26 protein-coding genes are annotated in these 26,974 nt (G+C 65.2%); 18 read left to right on the top strand and 8 right to left on the bottom strand.

Going from position 1 to position 26,974, the window contains the following annotated elements; all coding sequences use genetic code 11:
- Nucleotides 1–42: 42 nt before the first annotated feature.
- From AB3X89_RS15460 to pyrF, 9 genes are all read left to right on the top strand, one after another.
- Complete coding sequence (locus AB3X89_RS15460; protein WP_368584064.1) at nucleotides 43–723, top strand: 2-dehydro-3-deoxy-6-phosphogalactonate aldolase; 681 nt, start codon at nucleotides 43–45, stop codon at nucleotides 721–723.
- Nucleotides 720–1,502 carry an SDR family oxidoreductase gene (locus tag AB3X89_RS15455; RefSeq protein ID WP_368584063.1) on the top strand — a complete coding sequence of 261 codons (783 nt, stop codon included), beginning with the start codon at nucleotides 720–722 and terminating at the stop codon, nucleotides 1,500–1,502. The genes AB3X89_RS15460 and AB3X89_RS15455 overlap by 4 nt, the downstream gene beginning before the upstream one ends.
- Nucleotides 1,503–1,623: 121 nt before the next feature.
- On the top strand, nucleotides 1,624–2,622 hold the full coding sequence (locus AB3X89_RS15450) for an arabinose ABC transporter substrate-binding protein (RefSeq protein ID WP_368584062.1): 999 nt from the start codon (nucleotides 1,624–1,626) through the stop codon (nucleotides 2,620–2,622).
- A 105-nt stretch (nucleotides 2,623–2,727) separates the two neighbouring features.
- Nucleotides 2,728–4,290 carry an L-arabinose ABC transporter ATP-binding protein AraG gene (gene araG / locus AB3X89_RS15445; RefSeq protein WP_368584061.1) on the top strand — a complete coding sequence of 521 codons (1,563 nt, stop codon included), beginning with the start codon at nucleotides 2,728–2,730 and terminating at the stop codon, nucleotides 4,288–4,290.
- Between the two features lie 54 nt (nucleotides 4,291–4,344).
- A complete protein-coding gene (gene araH, locus AB3X89_RS15440; RefSeq protein WP_368584060.1) occupies nucleotides 4,345–5,361 on the top strand; it encodes an L-arabinose ABC transporter permease AraH in 1,017 nt (338 codons plus the stop codon).
- 41 nt (nucleotides 5,362–5,402) lie between these two features.
- The gene (locus AB3X89_RS15435) at nucleotides 5,403–6,203 is read left to right on the top strand and encodes an SDR family NAD(P)-dependent oxidoreductase (RefSeq protein WP_368584059.1); all 801 of its coding nucleotides are present in this window, start codon (nucleotides 5,403–5,405) and stop codon (nucleotides 6,201–6,203) included.
- Nucleotides 6,200–7,141: an SMP-30/gluconolactonase/LRE family protein gene (locus tag AB3X89_RS15430; protein ID WP_368584058.1), complete on the top strand. Its 942-nt coding sequence runs from the start codon at nucleotides 6,200–6,202 to the stop codon at nucleotides 7,139–7,141. The genes AB3X89_RS15435 and AB3X89_RS15430 overlap by 4 nt, the downstream gene beginning before the upstream one ends.
- 220 nt (nucleotides 7,142–7,361) lie before the next feature.
- Entirely contained in the window at nucleotides 7,362–8,423 is a 1,062-nt protein-coding gene (locus AB3X89_RS15425) for an aldose 1-epimerase (RefSeq protein WP_368584057.1), read from the top strand.
- Between the two features lie 110 nt (nucleotides 8,424–8,533).
- Entirely contained in the window at nucleotides 8,534–9,349 is an 816-nt protein-coding gene (gene pyrF, locus AB3X89_RS15420) for an orotidine-5'-phosphate decarboxylase (protein WP_368584056.1), read from the top strand.
- A gap of 16 nt (nucleotides 9,350–9,365) precedes the next feature.
- Here the strand turns inward: pyrF and AB3X89_RS15415 are convergent, their stop codons facing one another.
- The 4 genes from AB3X89_RS15415 to thiL form a co-directional block, all read right to left on the bottom strand.
- On the bottom strand, nucleotides 9,366–9,896 hold the full coding sequence (locus tag AB3X89_RS15415; protein WP_368584055.1) for a cupin domain-containing protein: 531 nt from the start codon (nucleotides 9,894–9,896) through the stop codon (nucleotides 9,366–9,368).
- A 32-nt stretch (nucleotides 9,897–9,928) separates the two neighbouring features.
- The gene (locus tag AB3X89_RS15410; protein WP_013090547.1) at nucleotides 9,929–10,429 is read right to left on the bottom strand and encodes a CinA family protein; all 501 of its coding nucleotides are present in this window, start codon (nucleotides 10,427–10,429) and stop codon (nucleotides 9,929–9,931) included.
- A 109-nt stretch (nucleotides 10,430–10,538) separates the two neighbouring features.
- Nucleotides 10,539–11,114 carry a phosphatidylglycerophosphatase A gene (locus AB3X89_RS15405; protein ID WP_368584054.1) on the bottom strand — a complete coding sequence of 192 codons (576 nt, stop codon included), beginning with the start codon at nucleotides 11,112–11,114 and terminating at the stop codon, nucleotides 10,539–10,541.
- Nucleotides 11,104–12,105 (bottom strand): thiamine-phosphate kinase, encoded by a 1,002-nt coding sequence (thiL, locus tag AB3X89_RS15400; protein WP_368584053.1) that lies wholly within the window; start codon nucleotides 12,103–12,105, stop codon nucleotides 11,104–11,106. The genes AB3X89_RS15405 and thiL overlap by 11 nt, the downstream gene beginning before the upstream one ends.
- Nucleotides 12,106–12,281: 176 nt before the next feature.
- On the opposite strand from thiL, the gene AB3X89_RS15395 reads away from it, so the two are divergent.
- The 3 genes from AB3X89_RS15395 (at nucleotide 12,282) to AB3X89_RS15385 (ending at nucleotide 16,032) form a co-directional block, all read left to right on the top strand.
- Nucleotides 12,282–14,621: an NADP-dependent malic enzyme gene (locus AB3X89_RS15395; protein ID WP_368584052.1), complete on the top strand. Its 2,340-nt coding sequence runs from the start codon at nucleotides 12,282–12,284 to the stop codon at nucleotides 14,619–14,621.
- A 420-nt stretch (nucleotides 14,622–15,041) separates the two neighbouring features.
- Nucleotides 15,042–15,455, top strand: coding sequence for a ribonuclease (locus AB3X89_RS15390; protein WP_368584051.1), 414 nt, complete (start codon nucleotides 15,042–15,044; stop codon nucleotides 15,453–15,455).
- A 16-nt stretch (nucleotides 15,456–15,471) separates the two neighbouring features.
- Complete coding sequence (locus AB3X89_RS15385; protein WP_013090542.1) at nucleotides 15,472–16,032, top strand: barstar family protein; 561 nt, start codon at nucleotides 15,472–15,474, stop codon at nucleotides 16,030–16,032.
- 129 nt (nucleotides 16,033–16,161) lie between these two features.
- Here the strand turns inward: AB3X89_RS15385 and AB3X89_RS15380 are convergent, their stop codons facing one another.
- Together AB3X89_RS15380 and AB3X89_RS15375 are read right to left on the bottom strand one after the other, a co-directional pair.
- Nucleotides 16,162–16,902, bottom strand: a complete 741-nt coding sequence (locus tag AB3X89_RS15380; RefSeq protein WP_368584050.1) for a 16S rRNA (uracil(1498)-N(3))-methyltransferase — start codon at nucleotides 16,900–16,902, stop codon at nucleotides 16,162–16,164.
- Between the two features lie 19 nt (nucleotides 16,903–16,921).
- A complete protein-coding gene (locus tag AB3X89_RS15375) occupies nucleotides 16,922–17,335 on the bottom strand; it encodes a glyoxalase/bleomycin resistance/extradiol dioxygenase family protein (RefSeq protein WP_008923880.1) in 414 nt (137 codons plus the stop codon).
- Nucleotides 17,336–17,964: 629 nt separating this feature from the next.
- Here AB3X89_RS15375 and tkt point away from each other — a divergent pair.
- Nucleotides 17,965–19,986 carry a transketolase gene (gene tkt / locus AB3X89_RS15370; RefSeq protein ID WP_368584049.1) on the top strand — a complete coding sequence of 674 codons (2,022 nt, stop codon included), beginning with the start codon at nucleotides 17,965–17,967 and terminating at the stop codon, nucleotides 19,984–19,986.
- A 112-nt stretch (nucleotides 19,987–20,098) separates the two neighbouring features.
- Entirely contained in the window at nucleotides 20,099–21,109 is a 1,011-nt protein-coding gene (gene gap, locus AB3X89_RS15365) for a type I glyceraldehyde-3-phosphate dehydrogenase (protein ID WP_013090539.1), read from the top strand.
- Between the two features lie 75 nt (nucleotides 21,110–21,184).
- Here the strand turns inward: gap and AB3X89_RS15360 are convergent, their stop codons facing one another.
- A complete protein-coding gene (locus tag AB3X89_RS15360; protein WP_176380908.1) occupies nucleotides 21,185–21,871 on the bottom strand; it encodes a FadR/GntR family transcriptional regulator in 687 nt (228 codons plus the stop codon).
- Between the two features lie 235 nt (nucleotides 21,872–22,106).
- Between AB3X89_RS15360 and AB3X89_RS15355 the strand changes: the two genes are divergently transcribed.
- From AB3X89_RS15355 to AB3X89_RS15345, 3 genes are all read left to right on the top strand, one after another.
- Nucleotides 22,107–23,435 carry a C4-dicarboxylate transporter DctA gene (locus AB3X89_RS15355; protein WP_368584048.1) on the top strand — a complete coding sequence of 443 codons (1,329 nt, stop codon included), beginning with the start codon at nucleotides 22,107–22,109 and terminating at the stop codon, nucleotides 23,433–23,435.
- A gap of 123 nt (nucleotides 23,436–23,558) precedes the next feature.
- Nucleotides 23,559–24,569: an allantoicase gene (alc, locus tag AB3X89_RS15350; protein WP_368584047.1), complete on the top strand. Its 1,011-nt coding sequence runs from the start codon at nucleotides 23,559–23,561 to the stop codon at nucleotides 24,567–24,569.
- A gap of 27 nt (nucleotides 24,570–24,596) precedes the next feature.
- Nucleotides 24,597–25,109: an ureidoglycolate lyase gene (locus AB3X89_RS15345; protein WP_368584046.1), complete on the top strand. Its 513-nt coding sequence runs from the start codon at nucleotides 24,597–24,599 to the stop codon at nucleotides 25,107–25,109.
- A 103-nt stretch (nucleotides 25,110–25,212) separates the two neighbouring features.
- Here the strand turns inward: AB3X89_RS15345 and fur are convergent, their stop codons facing one another.
- Nucleotides 25,213–25,641 (bottom strand): ferric iron uptake transcriptional regulator, encoded by a 429-nt coding sequence (gene fur / locus AB3X89_RS15340; RefSeq protein ID WP_027198845.1) that lies wholly within the window; start codon nucleotides 25,639–25,641, stop codon nucleotides 25,213–25,215.
- Nucleotides 25,642–25,793: 152 nt separating this feature from the next.
- Here fur and AB3X89_RS15335 point away from each other — a divergent pair, with 152 nt between their 5' ends.
- Nucleotides 25,794–26,630, top strand: a complete 837-nt coding sequence (locus AB3X89_RS15335) for an outer membrane protein assembly factor BamE (RefSeq protein WP_368584045.1) — start codon at nucleotides 25,794–25,796, stop codon at nucleotides 26,628–26,630.
- Nucleotides 26,631–26,974: the final 344 nt, after the last annotated feature.

The following is a 26,974-nucleotide window of genomic DNA, read 5'->3' as shown; positions in this document are numbered from 1 at the left end:
GGCGGCAGAGCCTTTACGACGCTCACGAAACAAGGAACCGACATGCAACCACATATCAATCTGCCCGGACCCTACATGCCGCACGCGGGTCTGATCGCCGCGTTCGAAGTCTGTCCGCTGATCGCGATCATGCGTGGCGTCACGCCCGCCGACGCGGCCGATCACGGTCAAGCGCTGTACGAAGCGGGTTTTCGCATCGTCGAAGTACCGCTCAATTCGCCGCAGCCGTTCGACAGCATCTCCGCGATCCGCAAGGTGCTGCCGGCCGACGCGATCGTCGGCGCGGGCACGGTGCTGCATCCGCTGTACGTCGACGACGTGAAGTCGGCGGGCGGCGAGCTCATCGTGATGCCGCACAGCGATCCGGATGTCGTGATCGCCGCGAAGGCGCGCGGCCTCGCCTGCGCGCCTGGCGTCGCGACGCCGACCGAAGCGTTCATCGCGCTGAAGAACGGCGCGGACGTGCTGAAGATGTTCCCCGCCGAGCAGCTCGGCTGCCAGGTCGTCAAGGCATGGCGCGCGGTGATCGCCGCGCAGGTGCCGCTCGTGCCGGTCGGGGGCATCAACCCGGACAACATGGGGCCGTTCCTGAGCGCCGGTGCCAACGGTTTCGGCCTCGGCTCGGCGCTGTACAAGCCGGGCCAAAGCGCGGCGGTGACCGCGTCGCATGCGAAGGCGTTCATCAACGGTCTGCGGATCGCTCGCGCAGGAGCGAAGAAATGAACCGGCTCGCCGGCAAAGCCGCTCTCGTGACCGGCGCCGGGCGCGGCATCGGCGCGGCGATCGCGCTCGCATTCGCGCGCGAGGGCGCGGCGGTCGTGCTGGCGGAACTCGATCTCGACACGGCGCAGCGCACGGCGGCGCGGATCGAAGCGGAAGTCGGCGCGGGCGCGCGCGTGCTCGCGGTGCAGACCGACGTGACCCATCCCGCGTCGCTGCGGCATGCGGTGAGCGAAGGCGAGCGCGCGTTCGGTGCGCTCGACATCCTCGTCAACAACGCGGGCATCAACGTGTTTTGCGATCCGCTGACGATGACGGACGCCGACTGGCGGCGCTGCTTCGCGGTCGATCTCGACGGCGTGTGGAATGGCTGTCGCGCGGTGCTGCCGGGGATGGTCGAACGCGGCGCGGGCAGCATCGTGAACATCGCGTCGACCCACGCGTTCAAGATCATTCCGGGCTGCTTCCCTTATCCGGTCGCGAAGCATGGCGTGATCGGCCTCACGCGCGCGCTCGGCATCGAGTACGCGCCGTGCAACGTGCGCGTGAACGCGATCGCACCGGGCTACATCGAGACGCAGCTGACGCACGACTGGTGGAACGAGCAGCCCGATCCGGCCGCCGCGCAGCAGGCGACGCTCGATCTGCAGCCGATGAAGCGCATCGGGCGCCCGGAGGAAGTGGCGATGACCGCGGTGTTCCTCGCATCGGACGAGGCGCCGTTCATCAACGCGAGCTGCATCACCGTCGATGGCGGCCGCTCGGCGCTGTATCACGACTGAATTCGCATCGCGAAGAGACGCACAGAACACCGGACGACGCGCTGGCCGCGTGTGTCAGGACCGGTATTAGAAGACGCGGCCGATTACCTTCTCGTTATCAATTAGTCAGGAGACACGCATCATGAAACGCAGAATTTTCCTCACGCTGGCAGCGGCGGCGACGGGTGTGCTCTTCAACGCGCCGGTCGTACAGGCTGCCGATACGGTCAAGATCGGCTTCCTCGTGAAGCAGCCGGAAGAGCCGTGGTTCCAGGACGAATGGAAGTTCGCCGAGATCGCCGCCAAGGAGAAGGGCTTCACGCTCGTGAAGATCGGCGCGCCGTCGGGCGAGAAGGTGATGAGCGCAATCGATAACCTCGCCGCGCAGAAGGCGCAGGGCTTCGTGATCTGCACGCCCGACGTCAAGCTCGGGCCGGGCATCGTCGCGAAGGCGAAAGCCGACGGCCTGAAGATGATGACGGTCGACGACCGCCTCGTCGACGGCGCGGGCAAGCCGATCGAAGCGGTGCCGCATATGGGCATCTCGGCGTATAACATCGGCAAGCAGGTCGGCGACGGCATCGCGGCTGAAATCAAGAAGCGCGGCTGGGACATGAAGGACGTCGGCGCGATCGACGTGACCTATGAACAGCTGCCGACCGCGCATGACCGCACCACCGGCGCGACCGACGCGCTGGTCGCCGCGGGCTTCCCGAAAGCGAACGTGATCACCGCGCCGCAAGCGAAGACCGACACGGAAAACGCTTTCAACGCCGCCAACATCGCGCTGACCAAGAACCCGCAGTTCAAGCACTGGGTCGCTTACGCGCTGAACGACGAAGGCGTGCTCGGCGCGGTGCGCGCGGCGGAAGGCCGTGGCTTCAAGGCCGACAACATGATCGGTATCGGCATCGGCGGCTCGGAATCCGCGCTGAACGAGTTCAAGAAGCCGCAGCCGACGGGCTTCTTCGGCACCGTGATCATCAGCCCGAAGCGCCACGGCGAGGAAACCTCGGAACTGATGTACTCGTGGATCACCCAGGGCAAGGAGCCGCCGCTGCTCACGCTGACGACCGGCATGCTGGCGACGCGCGACAACGTCGGCGAAGTGCGCGAGAAGATGGGCCTCGCGTCGAAGTAATCGCGGGTCTTGCGGTGACATGAAGTACACCGCCGGCGCGCCGCTTTCTCCGCCTGTTGCGGAGGGCGGCGCGCGTACGGTCTACATGAGGGATGAGGAGGCGAAGTGTCAGCGACGCTACGTTTTGACAATATCGGCAAGGTTTTTCCAGGCGTGCGTGCGCTCGACGGTGTTTCCTTCGACGTCAACGTCGGCCAGGTGCACGGCCTGATGGGCGAAAACGGCGCGGGAAAATCGACGCTGCTGAAAATTCTCGGCGGCGAGTATCAGCCCGATTCGGGCCGCATGATGATCGACGACAAGGAGGTGCGCTTTCCGAGCGCGGCCGCGTCGATCGGTGCCGGCATCGCGGTGATTCACCAGGAACTGCAGTACGTACCGGACCTCACGGTCGCGGAAAATCTGCTGCTCGGCCAGCTGCCCAATGCGCTCGGCTGGGTCAACAAGCGCGAGGCGAAGCGCTTCGTGCGCGAGCGGCTCGAAGCGATGGGCGTCGCGCTCGATCCGAACGCGAAACTGCGCAAGCTGTCGATCGCGCAGCGGCAGATGGTCGAAATCTGCAAGGCGCTGATGCGCAATGCGCGGGTGATCGCGCTCGACGAGCCGACCAGTTCGCTGTCGCATCGCGAGACCGAGGTGCTGTTCAAGCTGGTGCGCGATCTGCGCGCCGACAACCGCGCGATGATCTACATCTCGCATCGGATGGACGAGATCTACGAGCTGTGCGACGCGTGCACGATCTTCCGCGACGGCCGCAAGGTCGCGTCGCATCCGACGCTCGAAGGCGTATCGCGCGACACGATCGTGAGCGAGATGGTCGGGCGCGAAATTTCGGACATCTATAGCTATACGGCGCGGCCGCTCGGCGAAGTGCGCTTCGCGGCGAAGGCGATCGAAGGTCATCCGCTCGCGCAGCCGGCCAGCTTCGAGGTGCGGCGCGGCGAAATCGTCGGCTTCTTCGGACTCGTCGGCGCGGGCCGCAGCGAGCTGATGCATCTGGTGTACGGCGCCGAGCATCGCAAGGGCGGCGAACTCGTGCTCGACGGCAAGCCGATCAAGGTGCGCAGCGCGGGCGAGGCGATCAAACACGGCATCGTGCTGTGCCCCGAGGATCGCAAGGAAGAAGGCATCGTCGCGATGGCGAGCGTCGCGGAGAACATCAACATCAGCTGCCGCCGTCACTATCTGCGCGCGGGCGTGTTTCTCGATCGCAAGAAAGAGGCGCAGACGGCGGACCGTTTCATCAAGCTGCTGAAGATCAAGACGCCGCATCGCCGGCAGAAGATCCGCTTCCTGTCGGGCGGCAACCAGCAGAAGGCGATTCTGTCGCGCTGGCTCGCCGAGCCAGATCTGAAGGTCGTGATTCTCGACGAACCGACGCGCGGCATCGACGTCGGCGCGAAGCACGAGATCTATAACGTGATCTATCAGCTCGCGGAGCGCGGCTGCGCGATCGTGATGATTTCGTCGGAGTTGCCCGAAGTGCTCGGCGTGTCCGACCGGATCGTCGTGATGCGCCAGGGCCGCATTTCCGGCGAGCTCGCGCGCAAGGATGCGACCGAGCAGTCGGTGCTGAGCCTCGCGCTGCCGCAAAGCTCGACCGCGCTACCTGGTGACTCGAACACGAACGCCAACGCAGCCAACCAGAGCGGCTCGCGCGCGGCCTGAACCTTATCCGGACGAGAGTCCGCAACCCGTGGGGAACGGGGAGGAGTATTGAACATGCAAGCCAGAGAAAACCTCGCGCAGCAGGCCGCCAAGAGCGCGGCCGACGCGCTGATTCCGCAGACCAGCGACAAGGCCAAGTGGTGGCAGCAGATCACCGAGTACAGCCTGATCGTGATTTTCATCGTGATGTTCGTCACGATGTCGCTGACCGTCGATCATTTCTTCTCGATCGAGAACATGCTCGGCCTCGCTCTGTCGATCTCGCAGATCGGCATGGTCGCGTGCACGATGATGTTCTGCCTCGCGTCGCGCGACTTCGACCTGTCGGTCGGCTCGACCGTCGCATTCGCCGGCGTGCTGTGCGCGATGGTGCTCAACGCGACCAACAGCACGGTCATCGCGATCATCGCGGCGGTCGCGGCGGGCGCGGTGATCGGTTTCGTCAACGGCGCGGTGATCGCTTATCTGCGCATCAACGCGCTGATTACCACGCTCGCGACGATGGAAATCGTCCGCGGCCTCGGTTTCATCGTGTCGCATGGTCAGGCGGTCGGCGTGTCGTCGGATACCTTCATCGCATTGGGCGGCCTGACGTTCTTCGGCGTCTCGCTGCCGATCTGGGTCACGCTGATCTGCTTCATCGTGTTCGGCGTGATGCTGAACCAGACCGTGTACGGCCGCAATACGCTCGCGATCGGCGGTAATCCGGAAGCGTCGCGGCTCGCCGGTATCAACGTCGAGCGCACGCGCGTCTACATCTTCCTGATCCAGGGCGCCGTCACCGCGCTCGCCGGCGTGATTCTCGCGTCGCGTATCACGTCGGGTCAGCCGAATGCCGCCGAAGGCTTCGAGCTGAACGTGATCTCCGCGTGCGTGCTCGGCGGCGTGTCGCTGCTGGGCGGCCGCGCGACGATCTCGGGCGTCGTGATCGGCGTGCTGATCATGGGCACGGTCGAGAACGTGATGAACCTGTTGAACATCGACGCGTTCTACCAGTACCTGGTGCGCGGCGCGATCCTGCTCGCGGCCGTGTTGCTCGACCAGTTGAAGAACCGCGGCTCGCGCGACTGAGTCGCTTTCACCCCATCCCAAGCTCATAAAGGAATCGAACGATGTCGTCTCCGGCCAATGCAAACGTCAGTCTCGCTGACACCGCGTACGCGCGCTATCCGAGCCTCGTCGACCGTACGGTGCTGATCACGGGCGGCGCGACCGGCATCGGCGCATCGTTCGTCGAGCACTTCGCGGCGCAGGGCGCGCGCGTCGCGTTCTTCGATATCGACGCGAGCGCCGGCGAAGCCCTCGCCGACCAGCTCGGCGATTCGAAGCACAAGCCGCTGTTTCTCCCCTGCGACCTGACCGATGTCGACGCGCTGCAAAAAGCGATCGCCGATGTGAAGGCGGCGCTGGGTCCGATCCAGGTGCTGATCAACAACGCGGCGAACGACAAGCGCCATCAGATTGCCGACGTCACGCGCGAGTCGTTCGACGCGGGCATCGCCGTCAATATCCGCCACCAGTTCTTCGCGGCGCAGGCCGTGATGGAGGACATGAAGGCCGCGCGCAGCGGCTCGATCATCAACCTCGGCTCGATCAGCTGGATGCTGAAGAACGGCGGCTATCCGGTGTACGTGATGTCGAAGTCGGCGGTGCAGGGGCTCACGCGCGGGCTCGCGCGCGACCTCGGCCACTTCAATATCCGCGTCAACACGCTGGTGCCGGGCTGGGTGATGACCGAGAAGCAGCTGCGCCTGTGGCTCGACGACAACGGCCGCCGGCAGATCAAGGAAGGCCAGTGCATCGACGCCGAGCTGATGCCGGCCGACCTCGCGCGCATGGCGCTGTTCCTCGCTGCCGACGACAGTCGCATGATCACCGCGCAGGACATCGTCGTGGACGGAGGCTGGGCGTGAGCGGCAACCCGCGCGTGCAGCGGGCCACGCTGCTGCTCGACGCGCAGTGCGAACTCGGCGAAGGCGCGACCTGGTGCGCCCGCAGCGGCCGTTTCTACTGGACCGATATCGAGGGCGCGCGGCTGTGGCGCTACGATCCGGCCGACGGCAGCAGCGATTCGTTCGACATGCCCGAGCGGCTCGCCACCTTCGCGTTGTGCGAAAACCCGCGCTACGTGCTGCTCGGGCTCGCATCGCATCTCGCGTTTTTCGATCTGCAGACCGGCACTACGCAGCGGATCGTCGACGTCGAACCCGGCATGAACACGCGCGTGAACGATGGCCGCTGTGATCGGCAAGGGCGCTTCGTGTTCGGCACCAAGGACGAAAGCGGGCAACGGCAGAGGGTCGCCGGCTTTTATCGGTTGAATCACGATCTATCGCTCGAACGCTTACCGTTGCCAGCGCCGGCAATTTCGAACAGCATCGCATTCAGTCCCGACGGCGCGACGATGTACTACTGCGATTCGCCGACGCGTGAAATCCGCGCGTGCGACTATCGCGCGGACGGCAGCATCGCGAACGATCGCGTGTTCACGCGTCTAACCGATGCGAACGGCATCCCCGACGGCTCGACCGTCGACAGCGACGGCGGCCTGTGGAACGCGCAGTGGGGCGGCGCGCGCGTGGTGCGCTACGGTCGCGATGGTGTGGAAACCGAGCGCATCGACGTGCCGACCACGCAGCCGAGCTGCGTCGCGATCGGCGGTGCCGCGCTCGGCGAGGCCGCGGGCAGCACCCAGGGCGAGAGGGCGCTCGACACGCTGTACATCACGAGCGCCTACGCCGAACTCGATGCGACGGCGCGCGCGGCCGATACGCTCGCGGGCGACCTGTTCGTCGCGACGCTCGCACGGCGCGGTGTTGCGGAACCGCTGTTCCAGGGCGCGCCGATCTAGCGCAGAATGACGCAGCCCCGGCCGCGAGCCGGGGCCGCGATCCTGAAGGTGAAGCAGAAGTCGATGTAGCAGTTTCGGTCTGCTAGCGATACGCCCGCGACCGGCCGGCAACGAATCGGCAGCATGCAGTTCGGACTCGAGGCGAATTGCTCATAAAAAATCGCCCGCAACTCCCGTCAACCCTGACGGCAACGTCCCACGCCTCTCGATGGAGCCAGATATGACTGTTGCGAATCTCGTTTCAGCCTCATCCCCAACCTCTCAAACGCGACGCTCGCGACTTGCCGCGGCGGCCAATCCGGTGCTGGCGGGCCCGAGCACGTCGGCGGTCGCGCTCGGCGAAGGCAGTGCCGGCGATGTCGCGTGCATCACGCTCGCCAACTCGCAATTGCGTCTCGATGTCGCGCCGACGCTCGGCGGCGGCGTGACCCGCTTCGACTGGCGCGACGACGGCGCGCTGACGCCGATCTTCCGGCGCTGCAGTGAAGTCGGTGTCGATACGGAACCGAACCAGCTTGCCTGCTATCCGCTGTTGCCGTACTCGAACCGCATCGGCGGCGGTCATTTCAGCGTGGGCGGGCGGCGCGTCGAGGTGCCGCGCAACCGCGCCGATGAACCGCTGCCGATTCACGGCGACGGCTGGCTCGCGCAATGGCAGGTGCTCGACACGGGCCGCGAGCACGTGCGCCTCGCGCTCGACCGCAGCGACGGCAAGCCGTACGCGTTCCGCGCGACGCAAACCTATACGCTTGACGGCCCGACGCTCGTCGTCGCGCTCGAAATCGAAAACACCGGCCGCGAGACGCTGCCGTTCGGGCTCGGCGTGCATCCGTTCTTCGTGCGCGATGAGGACACCGAGTTGTCGGCGGCGGCCGGCGGCTTGTGGCTGTCGGGCGACGACTGGCTGCCGGTGCGTCACGTGCCGGCGCCGCCCGCGTGGCAGTTCGGCGTCGCGTATCCGCTGCCGGAGACGATCGTCAATCACGCGTTCACCGGCTGGAGCGGCCAGGCGGCGGTGGTGTGGCCGAAGCGCCGGCTGTCGCTGAACATCGCCGCCGATACCGACTACTACGTGCTGTACACACCGCCCGGGGAAGACTTCTTCTGCTTCGAGCCGGTCGATCATCCGATCAATGCGATGAACCTGGCCGGCGGCGCGAGCGAAAACGGCATGACGCTGCTCAAGCGCGGCGAGCGGTTGACGCGCACGTTCCGCTTCACGGTCGAGCGGACTGGCCTGCGCTCGATGCCGGGTGCACGTGGCGCGCGGCGCAGGCAGTAGCCACAGTCAATGAGGTGCGGGCCGCGCGCTGACCGCCATCGACGGATGGCGATCGTCGGACGGGTAAAATACGCGCCTCCTCCGATTACCGGCTCGCCGCGAGACTCACCATGTCCAATTTCATCCAGACACTCAACGACGCCTGGCAGCGCACGAACTCGCTGCTGTGCGTTGGGCTTGATCCCGAGCCCAGCAAATTTCCGGGCGCGCTCGCGGGCCGCGCCGACGCGATCTTCGAGTTCTGCCGCACGATCGTCGATGCAACCGCGTCGTATGCGTCGTCGTTCAAGCCGCAGATCGCTTACTTTGCCGCGCATCGCGCGGAAGACCAGCTCGAGCAGCTGATCGCTCACATTCACGCGAACCATCCGGGCCTGCCGGTGATTCTCGACGCCAAGCGCGGCGATATCGGCAGCACCGCCGAGCAGTACGCGCGCGAGGCGTTCGAGCGCTACCAGGCCGACGCGGTGACGGTCAATCCGTACATGGGTTTCGATTCGATCGAGCCGTATCTCGAGCACGCCGGCAAGGGCGTGATCGTGCTGTGCCGCACGTCGAACGCGGGCGGCTCGGACTTGCAGTTTCTCGAGACGGGCGGCCGGCCGCTGTACCAGGTTGTCGCGCAACTGGCCGCGCAGAAGTGGAATGCGAGCGGCCAACTGGGGCTCGTGGTCGGCGCGACGTTTCCGAAGGAAATCGAAGTGGTGCGCGGGATCGTCGGCGACATGCCGCTGCTGATTCCGGGCATTGGTGCGCAAGGCGGCGACGTGCAGGCCACCGTGAGCGCCGGACGTACCGCGAACGGCACCGGCATGCTGATCAACTCTTCGCGCGCGATCATCTACGCGGGCAAGGGCGACGACTTCGCGCAAGCGGCCGCGCAGGCAGCGAAGGACACCCGCGACCGGATCAACGCGTTTCGTTGAATCGAGGAGCGGCGCGTCAGCGCGCCGGTCCCAGTCGCCCGATCAACTCCGCATGGCGCGGATGCCGCGCCTTCAGCGCATCGACCTCCGCGAGTTCGAACTCGCTGAATTCGAAACCCGGCGCGACCGTGCAGCCGACCAGCGCGAACGACGCCGGATCGGCGCACTCGGCCGCGAACCACATACCGGCGGGCACGACGGCCTGATACACCGTATCGGGATGCGTGAGCGGATTGCCGAGCCGGTGCGTGACGAGCGCACCGTCGGCCTCGCCTTCATCGAGCACATGGACCAGCAGCGGCTCGCCGGCGTAGAAATGCCAGACTTCGTCGGATCGGATCCGATGCCACGCCGAATGCGCGCCGTCGCACAGCATGTAATAGATCGCGGTCGATGCCGCACGGGTGTTCTCAGTCTCGCTTGCGTCGCCGGCGCGCAGCACGCGCGCGGCGGAGCGATAGGTCTCCGCGAAAAAGCCGCCTTCGGGATGGGGCTTCAGGTCGAAGCGGCGGATCAGTTCATCTGCGATCGCGCGCGAATCCGGCATTGTCCGCCTCCTCAGTGACAGTTAGACGCCGCTCAATGCTCGCGTTCGTCGAGTAGCGCCAGCAGGCCGCGCAGCGCGTGTGCGGCCGCCTGCACGCGGATCTGCTCGCGATCGCCCTTGAAAATCTTCGTTTCCACCGACGTATGCAGCCGATTGGTCCAGCCGAACGACACCATGCCGACCGGCTTGGTTTCGGTGCCGCCACCGGGCCCAGCGACGCCCGTGATCGACAGCGACACCTGCGCGCGGCTGTTGCGCAGCGCGCCTTCAGCCATCGCCCGGGCGACCGGTTCGCTGACCGCGCCGTGCTTTTCGATCAGGTCGGCCGGCACGCCGATCATTTCACTCTTCGCCTGGTTCGAATACGTGACGAAGCCGCGTTCGAACCAGCCGCTGCTGCCGGAGATGTCGGTGATCGCGGTCGCGACCATGCCGCCCGTGCAGGACTCGGCGGTCACGAGCATCAGGCGCTCGTCGCGCAGACGGTTGCTCACGCGGATCGCAAGCTGGTGAACGACGGAATCGGTAGGCATGGCGTCAGTCAATCCGGAAAACGAAGCCGGCCGTGAGGCGCGGCGAACGGCAGGGGCCGGGTGGCGACCAGAAGAGCCGAACGGTGCTCAGGTAGCATTCGGGCAGCGCTCAAACCGACATCCGCCACAGTGCAATCACGAGCAACGTAAAGAACGCGGCGATCAGGTCGTCGAACATGATGCCAAAGCCGCCTTTCAGCCGACGGTCGAAGTAGCCGATCGGCGGCGGCTTCACCATGTCGAAGAAGCGGAAGATCACGAATGCCCAAACCTGAGCGGCGAGCGTGGCAGGCGTGACCATCAGCAGCACGAGCCAGAACGCGACGATTTCATCCCACACGACCGCCGACGGATCCTCGACGCCAAGCCGCTTCGCGGTAAAGCCGCACAGCGCGATGCCGGCGAGAAAGCCGACGCCGATCAGCACGCCCCATTCGATAACGGTCAGATAGCGGCTCAGTACCGCGAAGGACGCCCATCCGAACAGCGTGCCGATCGTCCCCGGCGCGACGGGCGACAGCCCGCTGCCGAAGCCGAGCGACAGGATGTGGACTGGATGCGACAGCATGAAGCGCGCGGTCGCGCGGCGTGGCTGAGCGGGCTTCGGCGCGCGCGGTTCTGGTGCTTGCGGCGGCTCGCTGCCGAGGAAGTCGTCGGCGGGGCCGAGCGGGGGGTCATTCTGCATGAAAGTGATCGAAACCTTGCAGCGTCAGAGTGAGCGGCGCGCCGGCGGCGTTGCGCCACGCGATGGCCGGGCGGTCGGTGGCCGCCTCCAGTGCGCTTATTGTACCGATGCGAGTGACCGGCACAGCGGCCTTGTGCGCGGCGGCCTCGACCGCGGCGCGCGCGGCAGCGGGCGCGGTGAAGCACAGCTCGTAGTCGTCGCCACCGGCTAGCATGCAGCGCTGCTGGACGTCGGGTGGCAGTCGGCGCAACGCGGCCGAGCGCGGCACCGCGTCGACGTCGACGCTTGCACTCACCGACGAGCGCTCCAGGATATGCAGCAGATCGCCGGCGAGTCCGTCCGACAGGTCGAGCGCCGCGTGTGCGATGCCGCGCAGCGCGAGGCCGAGCGCAATGCGCGGCTCGGGGCGTTCGAGTGCCAGGCGGAACGTCGCGGCGTCGTTCGGATCGGCGGACCATTCGCCCCGCTGCACGCCGAGGCCGGCGCGCGCGTCGCCGAGCGTGCCGGAAATCCAGATGTCGTCACCGGGTTGCGCGGCATCACGGCGCAATGCTGTTTGCGGCGGCACGCTGCCGAACACGGTAATGCACAGATTGAGCGGCCCGCCGGTCGTATCGCCGCCGATCAGCTCGCAGCCGTAGCGCTCGGCCAGCGCGAACAGGCCTTCGCTGAATCCGGATAGCCACGCTTCGTCGGCCTGCGGCAGCGCGAAGGCGAGCGTGAATGCCTGCGGCTGCGCGCCCATCGCCGCGAGGTCTGACAGGTTGACCGCGAGCGCCTTGTGACCGAGCGCTTCGGCATCGATATCGGCGAAGAAGTGACGGCCTTCCACCAGCATGTCCGTCGAGATCGCCAGCATTTCGCCGGCAGGCGGTGCCAGCAACGCGCAGTCGTCGCCGATGCCGAGCGTGCCGCCTTCGGTAGTGGAGGGCCGCGCTTGGGCGGCGCGGCGGGCGAAGAAGCGGTCGATCAGCGAAAACTCGGAAAGCATGATGGCGGGCGATGAGCGGAGAACGAGTGGAGAAATAGCGCAGGTCAGGAGATTCGAGCGTAATGCCCGGTCGCAAGCAACGGGCGAGCGGTGCAACGGGCAACGCGCTTTCACGCTGTTTCAGTCGCGGCAGTTGTACCCGTATTGAAGGAATTGCGTGGGCAATTGGGGCTACAATGCCGTCGAACGTCTATTCTAATCTGCCCTCCGAAGCCCGCCTTATGTCGAATCCCGTCAATACCAAACTCCGCGAAGCAGCCCTCGATTACCACGAGTTTCCGACTCCCGGCAAGATCGCGATCGCCCCGACCAAGCAGATGATCAACCAGCGCGACCTCGCGTTGGCATATTCGCCTGGAGTCGCATTTGCGTGCGAGGAAATCGTCGAGAGCCCGCTGAACGCCGCGCGCTTCACCGCGCGCAGCAACCTCGTCGGCGTCGTCACGAACGGTACCGCGGTGCTGGGTCTCGGCAACATCGGCCCGCTCGCGTCGAAGCCGGTCATGGAAGGCAAGGCCGTCCTGTTCAAGAAGTTCGCCGGCATCGACGTGTTCGATATCGAGATCAACGAGACCGATCCGCACAAGCTGGTCGACGTGATCGCCGCGCTCGAGCCGACCTTCGGCGGCATCAACCTCGAAGACATCAAGGCGCCGGACTGCTTCATCGTCGAACGCGAATGCCGCAAGCGCATGAAGATTCCGGTCTTCCATGACGACCAGCACGGCACCGCGATCGTCGTCGCGGCGGCGGTCACCAACGGCCTGAAGGTCGTCGGCAAGGACATCAAGGAAGTGAAGCTGGTCTCGTCCGGCGCTGGCGCGGCGGCGCTCGCCTGTCTGGACCTGCTGGTCGACCTCGGCCTGCCGCTCGAAAACATCACCGTGACCGACCTCGCGGGCGTCGTCTACAAGGGCCGCACCGAACTGATGGACCCGGACAAGGAGCGTTTCGCGCGTGAAACCAGCGCGCGCTCGCTCGCCGAGGTGATCGACGGCGCGGACGTGTTCCTCGGCCTGTCGGCTGGCGGCGTGCTCAAGCAGGACATGGTCAAGAAGATGGCCGCCAAGCCGCTGATCCTCGCGCTCGCGAACCCGACGCCGGAAATCCTGCCGGAACTCGCGCTCGAAGTGCGCCCGGACGCGGTGCTGTGCACGGGCCGCACCGACTACCCGAACCAGGTCAACAACGTGCTGGTGTTCCCGTTCCTGTTCCGCGGCGCGCTCGACGCCGGCGCGACGACGGTCACGCGCGAAATGGAAATCGCCGCCGTCAACGCGATCGCCGAACTGGCGCGCCAGGAACAGAGCGACATCGTCGCGACCGCGTACGGCATCCAGGATCTGTCGTTCGGACCGGAATACCTGATTCCGAAGCCCTTCGATCCGCGTCTGATAGTGAAGGTCGCCCCTGCAGTGGCGAAGGCCGCGATGGACTGTGGCGTCGCCGAGCGTCCGATCGAGGATATGGACGCGTACGCGCAGCATCTGCAGCAATTCGTCTACCACAGCGGCACGACGATGAAGCCGATCTTCCAGCTCGCGCGCAGCGTCGAGCCGGAGAAGAAGCGCATCGTGTTCGCGGAAGGCGAAGAGGAACGTGTACTTCGCGCGATTCAGATCGTCGTCGACGAAAAGCTCGCCAAGCCGATTTTGATCGGCCGGCCGGCCGTAATCGAACAGCGGATCGCTCGTTACGGCCTGCGGCTCGTCGCCGGGCAGGATTACACGGTCGTCAACACCGATCATGACGAACGTTACCGTGAGTTCTGGCAGGAATACGCGAAGATGATGTCGCGCAAGGGCATCACCACGCAGATGGCCAAGCTTGAGATGCGCCGCCGCACCACGCTGATCGGTTCGATGATGGTCAGGAAAGGCGAGGCGGACGGCATGATCTGCGGCACGGTCAGCACGACGCACCGCCATATCCACTTCATCGACCAGGTGATCGGCAAGAAGCCGGGCGCGAAGGTGTATGCGGCGATGAATGGGCTGGTGTTGCCGAACCGGCAGATTTTCCTCGTCGATACGCACGTGAATGTCGATCCGACGCCGGAGGAACTGGCCGAGATCACGATCATGGCGGCCGAGGAAGTGCGTCGCTTTGGTATCGAGCCGAAGGTCGCGCTGGTGTCGCATTCGAACTTCGGTTCGAGCAACGCGCCGAGCGCGCAGAAGATGCGCGATACGCTCGGGATCCTGCGTGAACGCGCGCCGGAGATGCAGATTGACGGCGAAATGCACGGCGATGTCGCGCTCGACTCCAACCTGCGCCGCGAAGTGCTGCCCGATTCGACGCTCGAAGGCGACGCGAACCTGCTGGTGCTGCCGAACATCGATGCGGCCAACATTGCGTACAACCTGCTGAAGACGGCGGCCGGCAACAACATCGCGATTGGCCCGATCCTGCTCGGCGCGGCCAAGCCGGTGCACGTGCTGACGCCGTCGGCGACGGTGCGCCGGATCGTCAACATGGCGGCGCTGCTGGTTGCGGACGTCAGCGCAACCCGCTAAGCGCACATCGTGACCGGGCCGCGACAGGCCCGGCGCCGGTTCTCCAACCGGCGCGCCCTGAAAAAAACGGCGTGCCCGCAATGGGCACGCCTTCAGGGCAAGCTGGGGATCGCCACCCCGAAAAATGGCAATGACACAGCCTTTCGGCTGAGTGGTTCCAGGCTCTAAAACCGCAATCGAGCGCCTCGGCCACCGGCCGCTTGCACCGCTTGCGCCGCGTTCGATCACGGTTGAGCTCAGTTTAGCCTGAACGCGCTAAACATTCTGTCAAAAGTCGTCAAAGCCCCGACGGCCGGCTTTCCGCGCCGCGAGGCGGGGTGTCGTCGGGCCGTCGAACGTTGATTCCAAAGGCTATTAGCGATACCCTTACGACTTTCATGGTCGTCAAACTCGTGGTCTGACAGCGGGGAAACCTGATACATGGCACGCAACTGGTTGCGCATGAAAGGCGTGCTGATCGGTGCTGCCGCGCTCTGCGCGTTGTCAAGTTCGGCGCCCGAGGCGCTGGCGCGAGACTATTCGGCGCCAGCTGTGGCGGAAGCGCAGGTAGGCACCATCGCGCTGGCGCAATTGCCGCGCGAGGCGGTCGATACGTTGAACCTCATTGCTGCCGGCGGGCCTTACCCGTATCAGAAGGACGGCATCGTATTCGGCAACTACGAACGGGTGCTGCCCGCTCATCGGCGCGGCTATTACCACGAATACACCGTCCCCACGCCTCACGCGCGTAATCGCGGGGCGCGCCGCATCGTCTGCGGAGGTCCGCTACAGCGAACCGACAATTGTTATTACTCGGACGACCATTACACCAGTTTTAACCGTATTGTTGAATGACATTGGGATGAACGGCATGAGCGACAACATCTACGCGCACGATTCCGGAGTCGCGACGGATCTTTTCGCGGCCGGCGACGGCAATTTGTTCCAACGCGTCATGAAGATGCGCGCCGACGAGCAGGGTCGCGACAACCAAAGCGAGGCTGGCACGGTGGTTTCATCGAACGAAGAGCCCATGAGCCTTTTCAGGACGGTGCGGCCGAACATCGTGCAGTCGATCCGCGCGTTCCGCGTGCAGGATCTCGCCGACGAGGCCAACCACCTTGGCCAGCACTTTCTGTATGCGTATTGCGCGAACGCCGCCTCGAAGCAGGAAGTGCTCGAGACGATCGCGACGTCGTTTCTGTTTCCCAAGCATTTCGGCAAGAACTACGACGCGCTCTACGATTGCCTGACCGACCTCGTGCACAAGGCCGGCGCGCAGCCTGGCTTCGTGATCGTGCTCGAACACCTGCCGATCGCGCAGAAATTCGACAAGGAAGGGCGCGAAACGCTGCTCGACGTGTTCCGTGAAGCGGCCGAATTCTGGGCCGAGCGCAAGGTCGCGTTCCGGGTGTTTTACTCGTTCGCCTGAGGCTCATAGAATGTTCGCCTGTTCAGGCGTTTCTGCTTAGATCTGGCAGTGAACGTCGCGGTTAAACGGCAAAGGCCCGCTAATTAGCGGGCCGTTGTTTTTTGCGGCGCTGCTTGTGGAAGCTCCCGCTTACCAACCACCCCAGCGCGCCGCAAGCGCGGCAAGCACCGCGATCCCCGCGGTTTCGGTGCGCAGCACACGCGGGCCCAAGCCGACTGCGGTAAAGCCCTGTTCAATGGCGGCAGTTTCCTCGTCGGCGGAAAGGCCGCCTTCGGGGCCGATCAGCAGCGTCACGCCACCCGGCGGCGGCGCGTCCGGCAGCGCCGCAAAGCCGATGCTCGCGCGCGGCGACAGCAGCAGGCGCAACTCGTCGGGCGCCGGCTCGCGCGCGAGGGTATCGAGCCACGCGCCAATCTCACGCACCGGCATCACGTCTGGCAGCCGATTACGCCCGCACTGTTCGCACGACGCCCGCACCACACCTTGCCAGTGCTGCTGCCGCCGCTGTGCCCGCTCGCCGGTCAGGCGCACGACGCTGCGCGCGGTCGCCAGCGGCACGAAGCCAGAGGCGCCGAGTTCGACCGCCTTCTCGATCAGCCAGTCCATCTTGTCGCCGCCTGCAATGCCTTGGGCGAGCGTCAGCCGATACGGCGGCTCGACCTCCACCGCACGAAATTCGCCAATTTTCACGCGAGCCGAACGGCGCTCGACCTCGACGAGTTCGGCGCCGTATTCGCCACCCTGGCCGTTGAACAGCACCAGCGAATCGCCAGGCTGCAGACGCAGCACGGCCACGTGGCGCACGACGTCGTCGGGCAGTGCGATCACGTCGTCGGGGTAAAGCAGCGCATCAACAAAAAAACGGGGCATCGACGAAAGACTCTCGGATTCAGGAAAGGTGGCGGGCGAGCGCCCAGCGATAGCCGTCGATATCTTCGACCTGCGCGAAGCGGTCGCCCCAGAACTGGTCCTGCGGCTCGCTCAGCGACTTGGCGCCGGCCGCGAGCGCGCGAGCATACACGGCATCGACGTCCTCGACATAGACATAGAACGATTGCGGCGCGATCGTGCCCGCGCTCTTCGGCGTCTTCGCGGTCGAGCCGAACGCGCCTTCGGGCGCGAACATCACGATCAATTGGCCTTGATAGGTCATCTCGACGTGCATGACGACGCCATCGTCCTGCACGCTGTCGCGCACGTCGAAGCCGAACGCCGCCGAAAAAAACGCCGTCGACGCGCGCGCGTCGCGCACCGTCAGATAGGGGGTCAGCCAGGGCACACCGGCGGGGCGAGGGGCGGTCATGGAGTTCTCCGGATCTCGTGGGGCAGCGTTGCCACTGTTGCGGGTTTCGCTCCGGCGCGGCATGCCGGCTTCGCTCGAACCGGTTCGCTCCAGGTGTCCACGCTTCAAATGGATGGTTTCGTCGTCGGACTCAGTTTATCGCGCGCCGTTCGCGCTGCCGAGAGTTGCCCCGCGTGCACCGCTGGTTCGTCATGACGCAGCGAATCGATGCGGTATGCGGCGGGACGTTCGGCGAGCGTGCGAATCGGTCGGGCCGTAGCGGAGCTCGCTAGACATCCGGGCATCGAGCGGACCGAGCCGCGCATGAGGAAATCCGTAGACGGCGCCGGCACAAGGCTGGAACAATAACGGGGCGTCCACGGCGGACGGGCTCGATCGGCAGCGTGGGCAAAACAGCTGCTCGGATCGTGAATGCCGCCGCCGGGCGGAGTGCGTTGAACCGCGCGGCCGGGCGGGTTTCCGGCCGGGTAGGGGTTAACCTTCTGCTAGAATGTGACGCTTTCAGCCTTGTCCGCTTGCTCTGCCCGTTTCGCGTCTCCTGGCGCCGCATCGTGCGCCGTAGCGAACTGGCCGCCGAGCTTCCGGGCCTCAAGCGCGCTCCGCTTTCTGACTCTGTCTCCGGACTCGACATGACGACCCCGTCTCCCGCACCCACTTCCCTGATGGCTAACGCGATCCGCGCGTTGTCCATGGACGCCGTTCAAAAGGCGAACTCCGGCCACCCGGGCATGCCGATGGGCATGGCCGAAATCGGCGTTGCCCTGTGGTCGCGTCACCTGCGCCATAACCCGAAGAACCCGCAATGGGCCGATCGCGACCGCTTCGTGCTGTCGAACGGTCACGGCTCGATGCTGCTGTACTCGCTGCTGCATCTGACCGGCTACGACCTGCCGATGGAAGAGCTGAAGAACTTCCGCCAGCTCCATTCGAAGACGCCGGGTCACCCGGAATACGGCATCACGCCGGGCGTTGAGACGACCACCGGCCCGCTCGGCCAGGGTCTCGCGAACGCGGTCGGCATGGCGCTCGCCGAGTCGCTGCTCGCCACCGAATTCAACAAGCCCGACGCGAAGATCGTCGATCACCACACGTACGTGTTCGTCGGCGACGGCTGCCTGATGGAAGGCATCTCGCACGAAGCCTGCTCGCTCGCGGGCGTGCTGAAGCTGAACAAGCTGATCGCGTTTTACGACGACAACGGCATCTCGATCGACGGCGAAGTGGTGCACTGGTTCCACGACGACACGCCGAAGCGCTTCGAAGCGTACGGCTGGAACGTGATCCCGAACGTGGTCGGCCACGACGTCGACGCGGTCGACGCGGCGATCAGGCAAGCGAAGCAGTCGGACAAGCCGACGCTGATCTGCTGCAAGACCGTGATCGGTGAAGGCGCGCCGACCAAGGCGGGCTCGCACGACTCGCACGGCGCGCCGCTCGGCGACAAGGAAATCGCGGCAACGCGCGAAGCGATCGGCTGGAAGTGGGAGCCGTTCGTGATTCCGGAGGAAGTCTACGCAGCGTGGGATGCGAAGGACGCGGGCGCGCGCCTTGAATTCGAGTGGGACAAGGCGTTCGCCGCCTACGCGGCCAAGTATCCGCAGGAAGCCGCCGAGTTCAAGCGCCGCAGCGCGAAGCAGCTGCCGGCCGACTGGAAAGACAAGGCGAAAGCGATCATCGCGGGCGCGAACGAACGCGCTGAGACCGTCGCGACGCGTAAGGCGTCGCAGCAGGCCATCGAAGGTCTGTCGGCCGTGCTGCCCGAACTGCTCGGCGGTTCCGCCGACCTGACCGGCTCGAACCTGACCAACTGGAAAGCCGCGAAGCCGGTGCGCGTGAATGCCGAAGGCCGTGCCGCCGGCAACTACGTGAACTACGGCGTGCGCGAATTCGGCATGAGCGCCGCGATCAACGGCGTCGCGCTGCATGGCGGCTACAAGGCATTCGGCGGCACCTTCCTGACGTTCTCGGACTACAGCCGCAACGCGCTGCGCGTCGCCGCGCTGATGAAGTCGCAGTCGATCTTCGTGTTCACGCACGACTCGATCGGTCTCGGCGAAGACGGCCCGACCCACCAGTCGATCGAACACGTCGCGAGCCTGCGCCTGATTCCGAATCTGCAAACGTGGCGCCCGGCCGATACGGTCGAAACCGCGGTGGCCTGGACCCATGCGATCGAGCATGAAGGTCCGTCGTGCCTGATCTTCAGCCGTCAGAACCTGCAGTTCAACGAACGCACCGACGCGCAGATCGCCAACATCGAGAAGGGCGGCTACGTGCTGCGCGACTGGGACGAAGAGATCGTCGCGCGTAAGATCATCCTGATCGCGACGGGCTCGGAAGTCGAACTGGCGATGAAGGCCGTCGAGCCGCTCGCGCGCGAAGGCATCGCCGCACGCGTCGTGTCGATGCCGTCGACAACGGTGTTCGACAAGCAGGACGCCGAGTACCGCGAACGCGTGCTGCCGCATGGCGTGCGCCGCGTCGCGATCGAAGCTGGCGTGTCGGATTTCTGGCGCAAGTACGTGGGTCTGGAAGGCGGCGTGGTCGGTATCGACACGTTCGGCGAGTCGGCCCCGGCAGGTGTGCTGTTCAAGCATTTCGGTTTCACCGTCGAGCACGTCGTGGCGACGGTCAAGGCCGCTCTCGGCTGATGGTTGCGTCGCGTTGCCGTCGCGCCCCTCGCGGTTGCGCGGGGCAACGCACCGAACCGGATGTCCGACCAGGCGAACATAAACGGATTTTTTAGCCATCAGGAGATACATCATGACGATTCGCGTCGCAATCAACGGCTACGGCCGGATCGGCCGCAATACCCTGCGCGCCTTCTATGAAAACGGCAAGAAGCACGATATCGAAATCGTCGCCATCAACGATCTGGGCGATGCGAAGACCAACGCCCACCTGACGCAGTACGACACCGCGCACGGCAAGTTCCCGGGCCAGGTGTCGGTGGACGGCGACTACCTCGTCGTGAACGGCGACAAGATCCGCGTGCTGGCGAACCGCAACCCGGCCGAACTGCCGTGGGGCGAGCTGGGCGTCGACGTCGTGATGGAGTGCACGGGCTTTTTCACGACCAAGGAAAAGGCCAGCGCGCACATCAAGGGCGGAGCGAAGAAGGTCATCATCTCGGCGCCGGGCGGCAAGGACGTCGACGCGACCGTCGTCTACGGCGTGAACCACAACGTGCTGAAGGCATCGGACACGGTCATCTCGAACGCATCGTGCACGACCAACTGCCTCGCGCCGCTGGTCAAGCCGCTAAACGACAAGATCGGTCTCGTGAACGGCCTGATGACGACGATCCACGCGTACACGAACGACCAGGTTCTGACCGACGTGTACCACGAAGACCTGCGCCGCGCGCGTTCGGCTACGCATAGCCAGATCCCGACCAAGACCGGTGCGGCATCGGCGGTCGGCCTCGTGCTGCCGGAACTGAACGGCAAGCTGGACGGCTACGCAATCCGCGTCCCGACGATCAACGTGTCGGTCGTCGACTTGTCGTTCATCGCCGCGCGCGACACGACGGTCGAGGAAGTCAACGCGATCATGAAGGAAGCATCGGAAGGCTCGCTGAAGGGCGTTCTCGGTTACAACGACGCACCGCTCGTGTCGATCGACTACAACCACAACCCGGCTTCGTCGACGTTCGACTCGACGCTGACCAAGGTGTCGGGCCGTCTCGTGAAGGTGTCGAGCTGGTACGACAATGAGTGGGGCTTCTCGAACCGCATGCTGGACACGGCTGTGGCGCTCGCGAACGCGAAGTAAGCTGCCGGTTTCACGCTGCATGAGAAAGCCGCTCCTCGGAGCGGCTTTTTTTCGTCCGCGGTATCGGCGCGGCGGCTACGGCGTCGGGAAATAGACGCCCGCGCGCTGCGCGGCGTTCGCGATGTGCGTCTCGATCGCCTTGCCGGCCGCGAGCGAATCGCGGGCCTTCAGCGCGTCGAGTATCGCGCGATGCTCGGTGTAGGTGGACAGCACCCGCTCGCGCCGGTAGAACGGCATGCGCTGGCTTTCCTTCATGATCTCGGCGCTGCTGCGCAGGATCGACTCGATCGCCGCATTGCCCGCGATACTGACGATGCGCATATGGAACGCGTAGTCGAGCCGCGCCGCTTCGTCGAGTTCCTCGCAGGCGAGCGCGCTTTGCATCGCGGTGACGTTTTCCTCGAGCCACGCGAGGTCGTCGTTGGTGACCGCGAGCACCGCCATGCGCGCAACGAAGCCTTCGAGCGCGTAGCGCATCTGATACGTGTCGGGCAGCGACGACTGCTCGGCGAAACGCCACGCCTGAGCGGTTTTCGCCTGCGCGCTCTCCACGTACACGCCCTTGCCGGGGCGGATCACCAGCAGGCCGAGCGCTTCGAGCGTGGAGAGCGCTTCGCGCAATGACGCTCGGCTGATCGACAGTTCATCGGATAGCTGGCGCTGCGCCGGCAGCAGGCTGCCCACCGGATAGACGCCCGCTTCGATGCGCTCGCGGATGGTCGCGATGGCCGCGTCAGTGACGGTGTGCGGGACGTTTTTCATAAAAGCTCACTTGGTGGCGTGGTCTGACCGCAATTCTAATACGCGGTCGGAAACGGCGCGCCGCACGGCGTAGCGCATCCTGAATCCGACCCGAAATCGCCGAAAAAATAACGGGTAAACACTGCTCGATCAGTCCTTGACGGGACTATATCGGCTTCCTACTATTCGCCATAACAGTACTGGTCCGACCAGTCTGAACAGAAGTGACCGAGACAACCATCCGCAGGAGGAAGCCGTGTTGAAATTCTTCAATTCGCTATTTGGCCGGGTCGTGATAGCGCTCGTGGTCGGCATCGTGCTCGGTGCCGTGTTTCCGCATTTCGCGCAGTCCTTGCGGCCGCTCGGCGACGGCTTTCTGAAGCTGATCAAGATGGTGATCGGACCGATCGTGTTCTGCGTGGTGGTGAGCGGCATGGCGCACGCGGGCGATTTACGCAAGGTCGGCCGCGTCGGCTTAAAGTCGGTGATCTACTTTGAGGCGATGACGACGATCGCGCTCGTGATCGGCGCGGTGCTCGCTTACGTGACGCGTCCGGGCGCCGGCATGAACGTGAACCTGAGTTCGCTCGATGCGGCGTCGCTCACGACCTATACCGAGCACGCGAAGAGCCTGAAGGACACTGCAGGCTTCCTGCTGAAGATCATCCCCGACACCGCGATCAACGCGTTCGCGACCGGCGACATCCTGCAGATCCTAGTGTTCTCGGTGCTGTTCGGCTCGGCGCTGTCGCTGCTCGGCAAGCGCGCGCAACGCGTGAGCGGGTTGATCGATGAACTGTCGCAGGTGTTCTTCCGCTTGATGGGCTTCATCATCAAGCTCGCGCCGCTCGGCGTGCTCGGCGCGATCGCGTTCACGACCGGCACCTACGGCGTCGAGTCGCTCAAGCAGCTCGGCATGCTCGTGCTGGTGTTCTACGCGAGCTGCGTGGTGTTCGTCGTGCTCGTGCTCGGCGCGGTGATGCGGCTCGCCGGCTTCAGCATCTTCAAGCTGATCCGCTATCTGCGCGAAGAACTGTCGATCGTGCTCGGCACCGCGTCGTCCGACGCCGTGCTGCCGCAGATCATGCGCAAGCTCGAATGGATGGGCGTCAAGGATTCGACGGTCGGTCTCGTGATTCCGACCGGCTACTCGTTCAACCTCGACGGCTTCTCGATCTATCTGACGCTCGCGGTGCTGTTCATCGCGCAGGCGACCAATACCCCGCTGTCCGTCCACGACCTGATCGTCGTCGTGCTGGTGTCGCTGGTGACGTCGAAGGGCGCGCACGGCATTCCGGGCTCGGCGATCGTGATTCTCGCGGCGACGCTGTCCGCGATTCCCGCGATTCCGGTGCTCGGTCTCGTGCTGATTCTGCCGGTCGACTGGTTCGTCGGCATCGCCCGTGCGCTGACCAATCTGATCGGCAACTGCGTCGCGACGGTGGTGGTCGCCGTATGGGAAAACGATATCGACAAGGCGCGCGCACACCGCGTGCTGAATCGCGACGCGGCACTGCGCTACGTGCCGGCCGTCGACGACACACTCGCCGAGCCGGGCGCTGGCGAACACGCGGCGGCACTCTGACGGCGGCGCGTCGGCCTTGGTCTGACCAGACCGACCGGAACCGTACCTGGACAGTTTTTTCGCAAACCGGCGGCCCCGTGGCGCCGCCGGCCGTTTCTGACCTCTTCGACACTGACCGACATCATGGCCAACCCCATCCTCGACCCGAACGCTCCCGCCTTCACGCGCCGCTATATGAACCTCGCCGATCCGCGCCTCGGCGCGAAGGCGCTGTTCGCCAGCGACGAATTCTTCGCACCGAAAGAGCGCATGCTCGAGCCGCAGCCGGCGGTGTTCATCCCCGGCAAATACGACGACCACGGCAAGTGGATGGACGGCTGGGAGACGCGCCGCAAGCGCACGAACGGCCACGACCATTGCGTGATCCGTCTCGCGCGGCCGGGCGTCGTGCATGGCGTCGATCTCGACACGAGCCACTTCACCGGCAATTTCCCGCCGGCGGCGTCGATCGATGCCTGCCACAGCGACGCTGACGTGCCGCCAGAGCACGCCGACTGGCAGCCGCTCGTGCCGGCGACGACGCTACAGGGCAACCAGCATCACTACGTCGAAGTGAAAGACGCGCGCCCGGTCACCCATCTGCGCGTGAATCTATACCCGGACGGCGGGCTCGCGCGACTGCGCGTGTACGGGCAGCCGCAGCGGGACTGGAGCCGCGTCGAGCGCGGCACGCTGCTCGATCTCGCCGCGATCGAGAACGGCGCGTACCTCGTCGCCGCGAACAACCAGCATTTCGGGCCGGCCTCGCAGATGCTGATGCCGGGCCGTGGCGTGAACATGGGCGACGGCTGGGAAACCCGGCGCCGTCGCGAGCCGGGCAACGACTGGGCGATCGTCGCGCTCGCACGGCCAGGCGTGATTCGCAGGATCGAAGTGGACACGGCGCACTTCAAGGGCAACTTCCCGGACCGCTGCTCGCTGCAGGCGGCATCGGTGACGGGCGGCACCGACGATTCCCTCGTCACGCAGGCGATGTTCTGGCCGGTGCTGCTCGGCGAACAGAAACTGCAAATGGATCACGTGCACACGTTCACGGACGACCTCGCCGCGCTCGGGCCGGTCACGCACGTGCGCTTCAACATCTTCCCGGACGGCGGCGTGTCACGCCTGCGTCTGTGGGGCGAGATCGCTTAACGCACGCAACATCAGGGAGCGGCACGCATGAAGATCCTGCAGATGGAACGCCTCACGCGCGCGGCCTTCGCGCTGTTCGGCGATGTGATCGAACTCGACGGCGCGCGTCATTTTCCGATCAATGGCGGTACGACCGAGCGCTATCACGACCTCGCGCGCGTCGACGTGGCGGAGCAGGGCGGCCGGCCGCTCGTCAATCTGTTTCGCGCGCAGCCGCGCGCGCTGCCCGTCGAGATCACGATGATGGAGCGGCATCCGCTCGGCAGCCAGGCTTTCATTCCCTTACGCGCGGGCCGCTATCTGGTGGTGGTCGCGCCGGCCGGCGAGTTCGACGCCACGCGGATGCGCGCGTTCTGGACCGACGCGTGGCAGGGCGTCAATTACGCGAAAGGGGTTTGGCACCATCCGCTGCTCGCGTTGGATCAGGTCAGCGAGTTCATCGTCGTCGATCGTGGCGGCGACGCGCCGAATTGCGACGAATTGCAGTTGGCCGAGCCGTGGCGGCTCGCCTTCGAGCCGAGCGTGGAACTAGCCGGATAGCCGTATTTGCCGCCGCTGAACAAAAAAGACCCGACCGATTCTCATCGGCCGGGTCTTTCTTCTGACTTGCCAGGCCGCGTACTCGCACGCGGCCCGCCACGCATCAGTGCTTACGATGCGGGCAATTTTCCTTCGTGCACGCCCCATACAGTGCGAGCGCGTGCTCCTGCAGCTTGAAGCCGCGTGCCTTGGCGATGGACTGCTGACGACTTTCGATTTCGGGGTCGAAAAACTCTTCCACGAGCCCGCAATCGAGGCACACGAGGTGATCGTGGTGCGTCCCCTCGTTCAGCTCGAACACCGCCTTGCCCGATTCGAAATTGCTGCGCGAGAGCAGGCCGGCCTGCTCGAATTGCGTCAGCACGCGATACACGGTGGCGAGACCGATATCGAGTTCCTCGTGCAGGAGATTGCGGTACACGTCTTCGGCGGTTAGATGTCGTACCGGGCTGTGTTGGAAAATCTCAAGGATTTTGAGGCGCGGAAGGGTCGCCTTGAGCCCGATATTCTTGAGATCGGTTGGATTGGTCATGACAAGGGATCCCTAGAGTACAATGCTGGGCTCTCATAGTAATGTGTTTTGCCGTTCTGGTCATTTTCGATGGAATGAGCGCGGCCCGCAAGCGGGCCCGCACGGTGAGTGAAATGATTTCTAAATCTCAATTGATTTACCGGGGGAGCCGCATGCGGGGTACCTTGATCGCTGTCGCGACTGTCGCGGTTCTTGCCGGATGTTCCACGTACGACAGCCTGACCCAGCGCGTTGCCCAAAGCATTACGCCGTATCGGATTACGGTCGTGCAAGGTAACTTCGTGTCGCAGGAAATGGCCGGCCAGATGAAGGTCGGCATGACGCGCGCACAGGTGCGTCAAGTGCTCGGCACACCGCTGTTGACCGACATGTTCCACGCGGATCGCTGGGATTACACGTTCTATTTCAAGCGCGGCAACACCTCGATCGTTCAGCAACGCGACTTCGTCGTGTTCTTCTCGGGCGACACCGTGACCCACTGGACGGGTGGCGAGGATCTGCCGACCAAGCTCGAATTGCTGGCCGAAATCGACGGCGACCGCGGTGGCCGTCGCTCGACCGCGTCGCCGCCGGCCGCTGCGAGCGCGGCCGTGGCCGCCAGCGATGCAGCCGCCGCAAGCGCGGCCGCTGCCGCCGCGGCGCCGGCCACGGTGGATACGACGCGCTCGCCGTCGGTCGCAGGCGCCCAGCAGGCCGCCACGCCGTCCATGGACGCCAACGCGGAAGCCGCCCAGGCGGCCAATCGCGCGACCAGCGCGGTGTCGACGCCGAGCCGCACGCCGTCCGTCCGTTCGGCCGTGCCGAGAGCTGGCGCCGGCGGGATCCCGACGCAAGGCCCGACGGCCGGCGGCCAGCCGCAGTTCCAGTTCAAACGTCCGCCGCCGCCGGCGCCGGAAAACGAGAGCAACCCGGTCGGCCCGACGGGCTCGCAAAGCGGCGACAGCTCGACGCCGAACGGTTCGCCGTCGACGTCCGGAACGAGCAACTGATCCGCTTGTCGGTGTTGTGAGGCGGGCTGCGCGCCACATGTGCAGCGCCCGCCAGGTGTGTGTTTGTCCGGCGTCAGGCGAGGCCGGAAATGCGCCGCTTGGGCCGCATGACCTTGTTGCCGCAGTGCGCCGCGGCAGCGGGTCGCCGCGGCGGGCCAGTCACCTGAGCGAGCCATCGCGGTTTGCCGCGCGCGTTGGCTTCAGCAGCGAGCCGACCGACCTCGCCGCAAGATCGTGCCGCCTGTCGCCGCTTGTCCCTATATCGACCGGGCGCATTCCCCGGCACACTGGTCGGTGCATTCGCCGGGCGCCATCCCGGTTGACTCTTTCCGAATCCTCATCGT

Origin of the sequence: Paraburkholderia sp. BR14320 (assembly GCF_040948665.1) — a bacterium.
In the GTDB taxonomy this organism is placed as follows: Bacteria; Pseudomonadota; Gammaproteobacteria; order Burkholderiales; family Burkholderiaceae; genus Paraburkholderia; species Paraburkholderia youngii.
Note: the sequence above shows the minus strand (reverse complement) of the source record. Positions and strands in the feature narration are given on the sequence as shown.

What these genes read in the sequence shown, in the direction of transcription:
- thiL (WP_368584053.1), bottom strand. Translation starts at nt 12,105, where the DNA reads ATGCTTTCCGAGTTTTCGCTGATCGACCGCTTCTTCGCCCGCCGCGCC.
- AB3X89_RS15395 (WP_368584052.1), top strand. Translation starts at nt 12,282, where the DNA reads ATGCCGTCGAACGTCTATTCTAATCTGCCCTCCGAAGCCCGCCTTATG.
- pyrF (WP_368584056.1), top strand. Translation starts at nt 8,534, where the DNA reads ATGTCCAATTTCATCCAGACACTCAACGACGCCTGGCAGCGCACGAAC.
- AB3X89_RS15415 (WP_368584055.1), bottom strand. Translation starts at nt 9,896, where the DNA reads ATGCCGGATTCGCGCGCGATCGCAGATGAACTGATCCGCCGCTTCGAC.
- AB3X89_RS15450 (WP_368584062.1), top strand. Translation starts at nt 1,624, where the DNA reads ATGAAACGCAGAATTTTCCTCACGCTGGCAGCGGCGGCGACGGGTGTG.
- AB3X89_RS15360 (WP_176380908.1), bottom strand. Translation starts at nt 21,871, where the DNA reads ATGAAAAACGTCCCGCACACCGTCACTGACGCGGCCATCGCGACCATC.
- AB3X89_RS15405 (WP_368584054.1), bottom strand. Translation starts at nt 11,114, where the DNA reads ATGCAGAATGACCCCCCGCTCGGCCCCGCCGACGACTTCCTCGGCAGC.
- tkt (WP_368584049.1), top strand. Translation starts at nt 17,965, where the DNA reads ATGACGACCCCGTCTCCCGCACCCACTTCCCTGATGGCTAACGCGATC.
- araH (WP_368584060.1), top strand. Translation starts at nt 4,345, where the DNA reads ATGCAAGCCAGAGAAAACCTCGCGCAGCAGGCCGCCAAGAGCGCGGCC.
- fur (WP_027198845.1), bottom strand. Translation starts at nt 25,641, where the DNA reads ATGACCAATCCAACCGATCTCAAGAATATCGGGCTCAAGGCGACCCTT.
- alc (WP_368584047.1), top strand. Translation starts at nt 23,559, where the DNA reads ATGGCCAACCCCATCCTCGACCCGAACGCTCCCGCCTTCACGCGCCGC.
- AB3X89_RS15390 (WP_368584051.1), top strand. Translation starts at nt 15,042, where the DNA reads ATGGCACGCAACTGGTTGCGCATGAAAGGCGTGCTGATCGGTGCTGCC.
- AB3X89_RS15335 (WP_368584045.1), top strand. Translation starts at nt 25,794, where the DNA reads ATGCGGGGTACCTTGATCGCTGTCGCGACTGTCGCGGTTCTTGCCGGA.
- AB3X89_RS15410 (WP_013090547.1), bottom strand. Translation starts at nt 10,429, where the DNA reads ATGCCTACCGATTCCGTCGTTCACCAGCTTGCGATCCGCGTGAGCAAC.
- AB3X89_RS15435 (WP_368584059.1), top strand. Translation starts at nt 5,403, where the DNA reads ATGTCGTCTCCGGCCAATGCAAACGTCAGTCTCGCTGACACCGCGTAC.
- gap (WP_013090539.1), top strand. Translation starts at nt 20,099, where the DNA reads ATGACGATTCGCGTCGCAATCAACGGCTACGGCCGGATCGGCCGCAAT.
- AB3X89_RS15425 (WP_368584057.1), top strand. Translation starts at nt 7,362, where the DNA reads ATGACTGTTGCGAATCTCGTTTCAGCCTCATCCCCAACCTCTCAAACG.
- AB3X89_RS15385 (WP_013090542.1), top strand. Translation starts at nt 15,472, where the DNA reads ATGAGCGACAACATCTACGCGCACGATTCCGGAGTCGCGACGGATCTT.
- AB3X89_RS15455 (WP_368584063.1), top strand. Translation starts at nt 720, where the DNA reads ATGAACCGGCTCGCCGGCAAAGCCGCTCTCGTGACCGGCGCCGGGCGC.
- AB3X89_RS15460 (WP_368584064.1), top strand. Translation starts at nt 43, where the DNA reads ATGCAACCACATATCAATCTGCCCGGACCCTACATGCCGCACGCGGGT.
- AB3X89_RS15380 (WP_368584050.1), bottom strand. Translation starts at nt 16,902, where the DNA reads ATGCCCCGTTTTTTTGTTGATGCGCTGCTTTACCCCGACGACGTGATC.
- AB3X89_RS15375 (WP_008923880.1), bottom strand. Translation starts at nt 17,335, where the DNA reads ATGACCGCCCCTCGCCCCGCCGGTGTGCCCTGGCTGACCCCCTATCTG.
- AB3X89_RS15345 (WP_368584046.1), top strand. Translation starts at nt 24,597, where the DNA reads ATGAAGATCCTGCAGATGGAACGCCTCACGCGCGCGGCCTTCGCGCTG.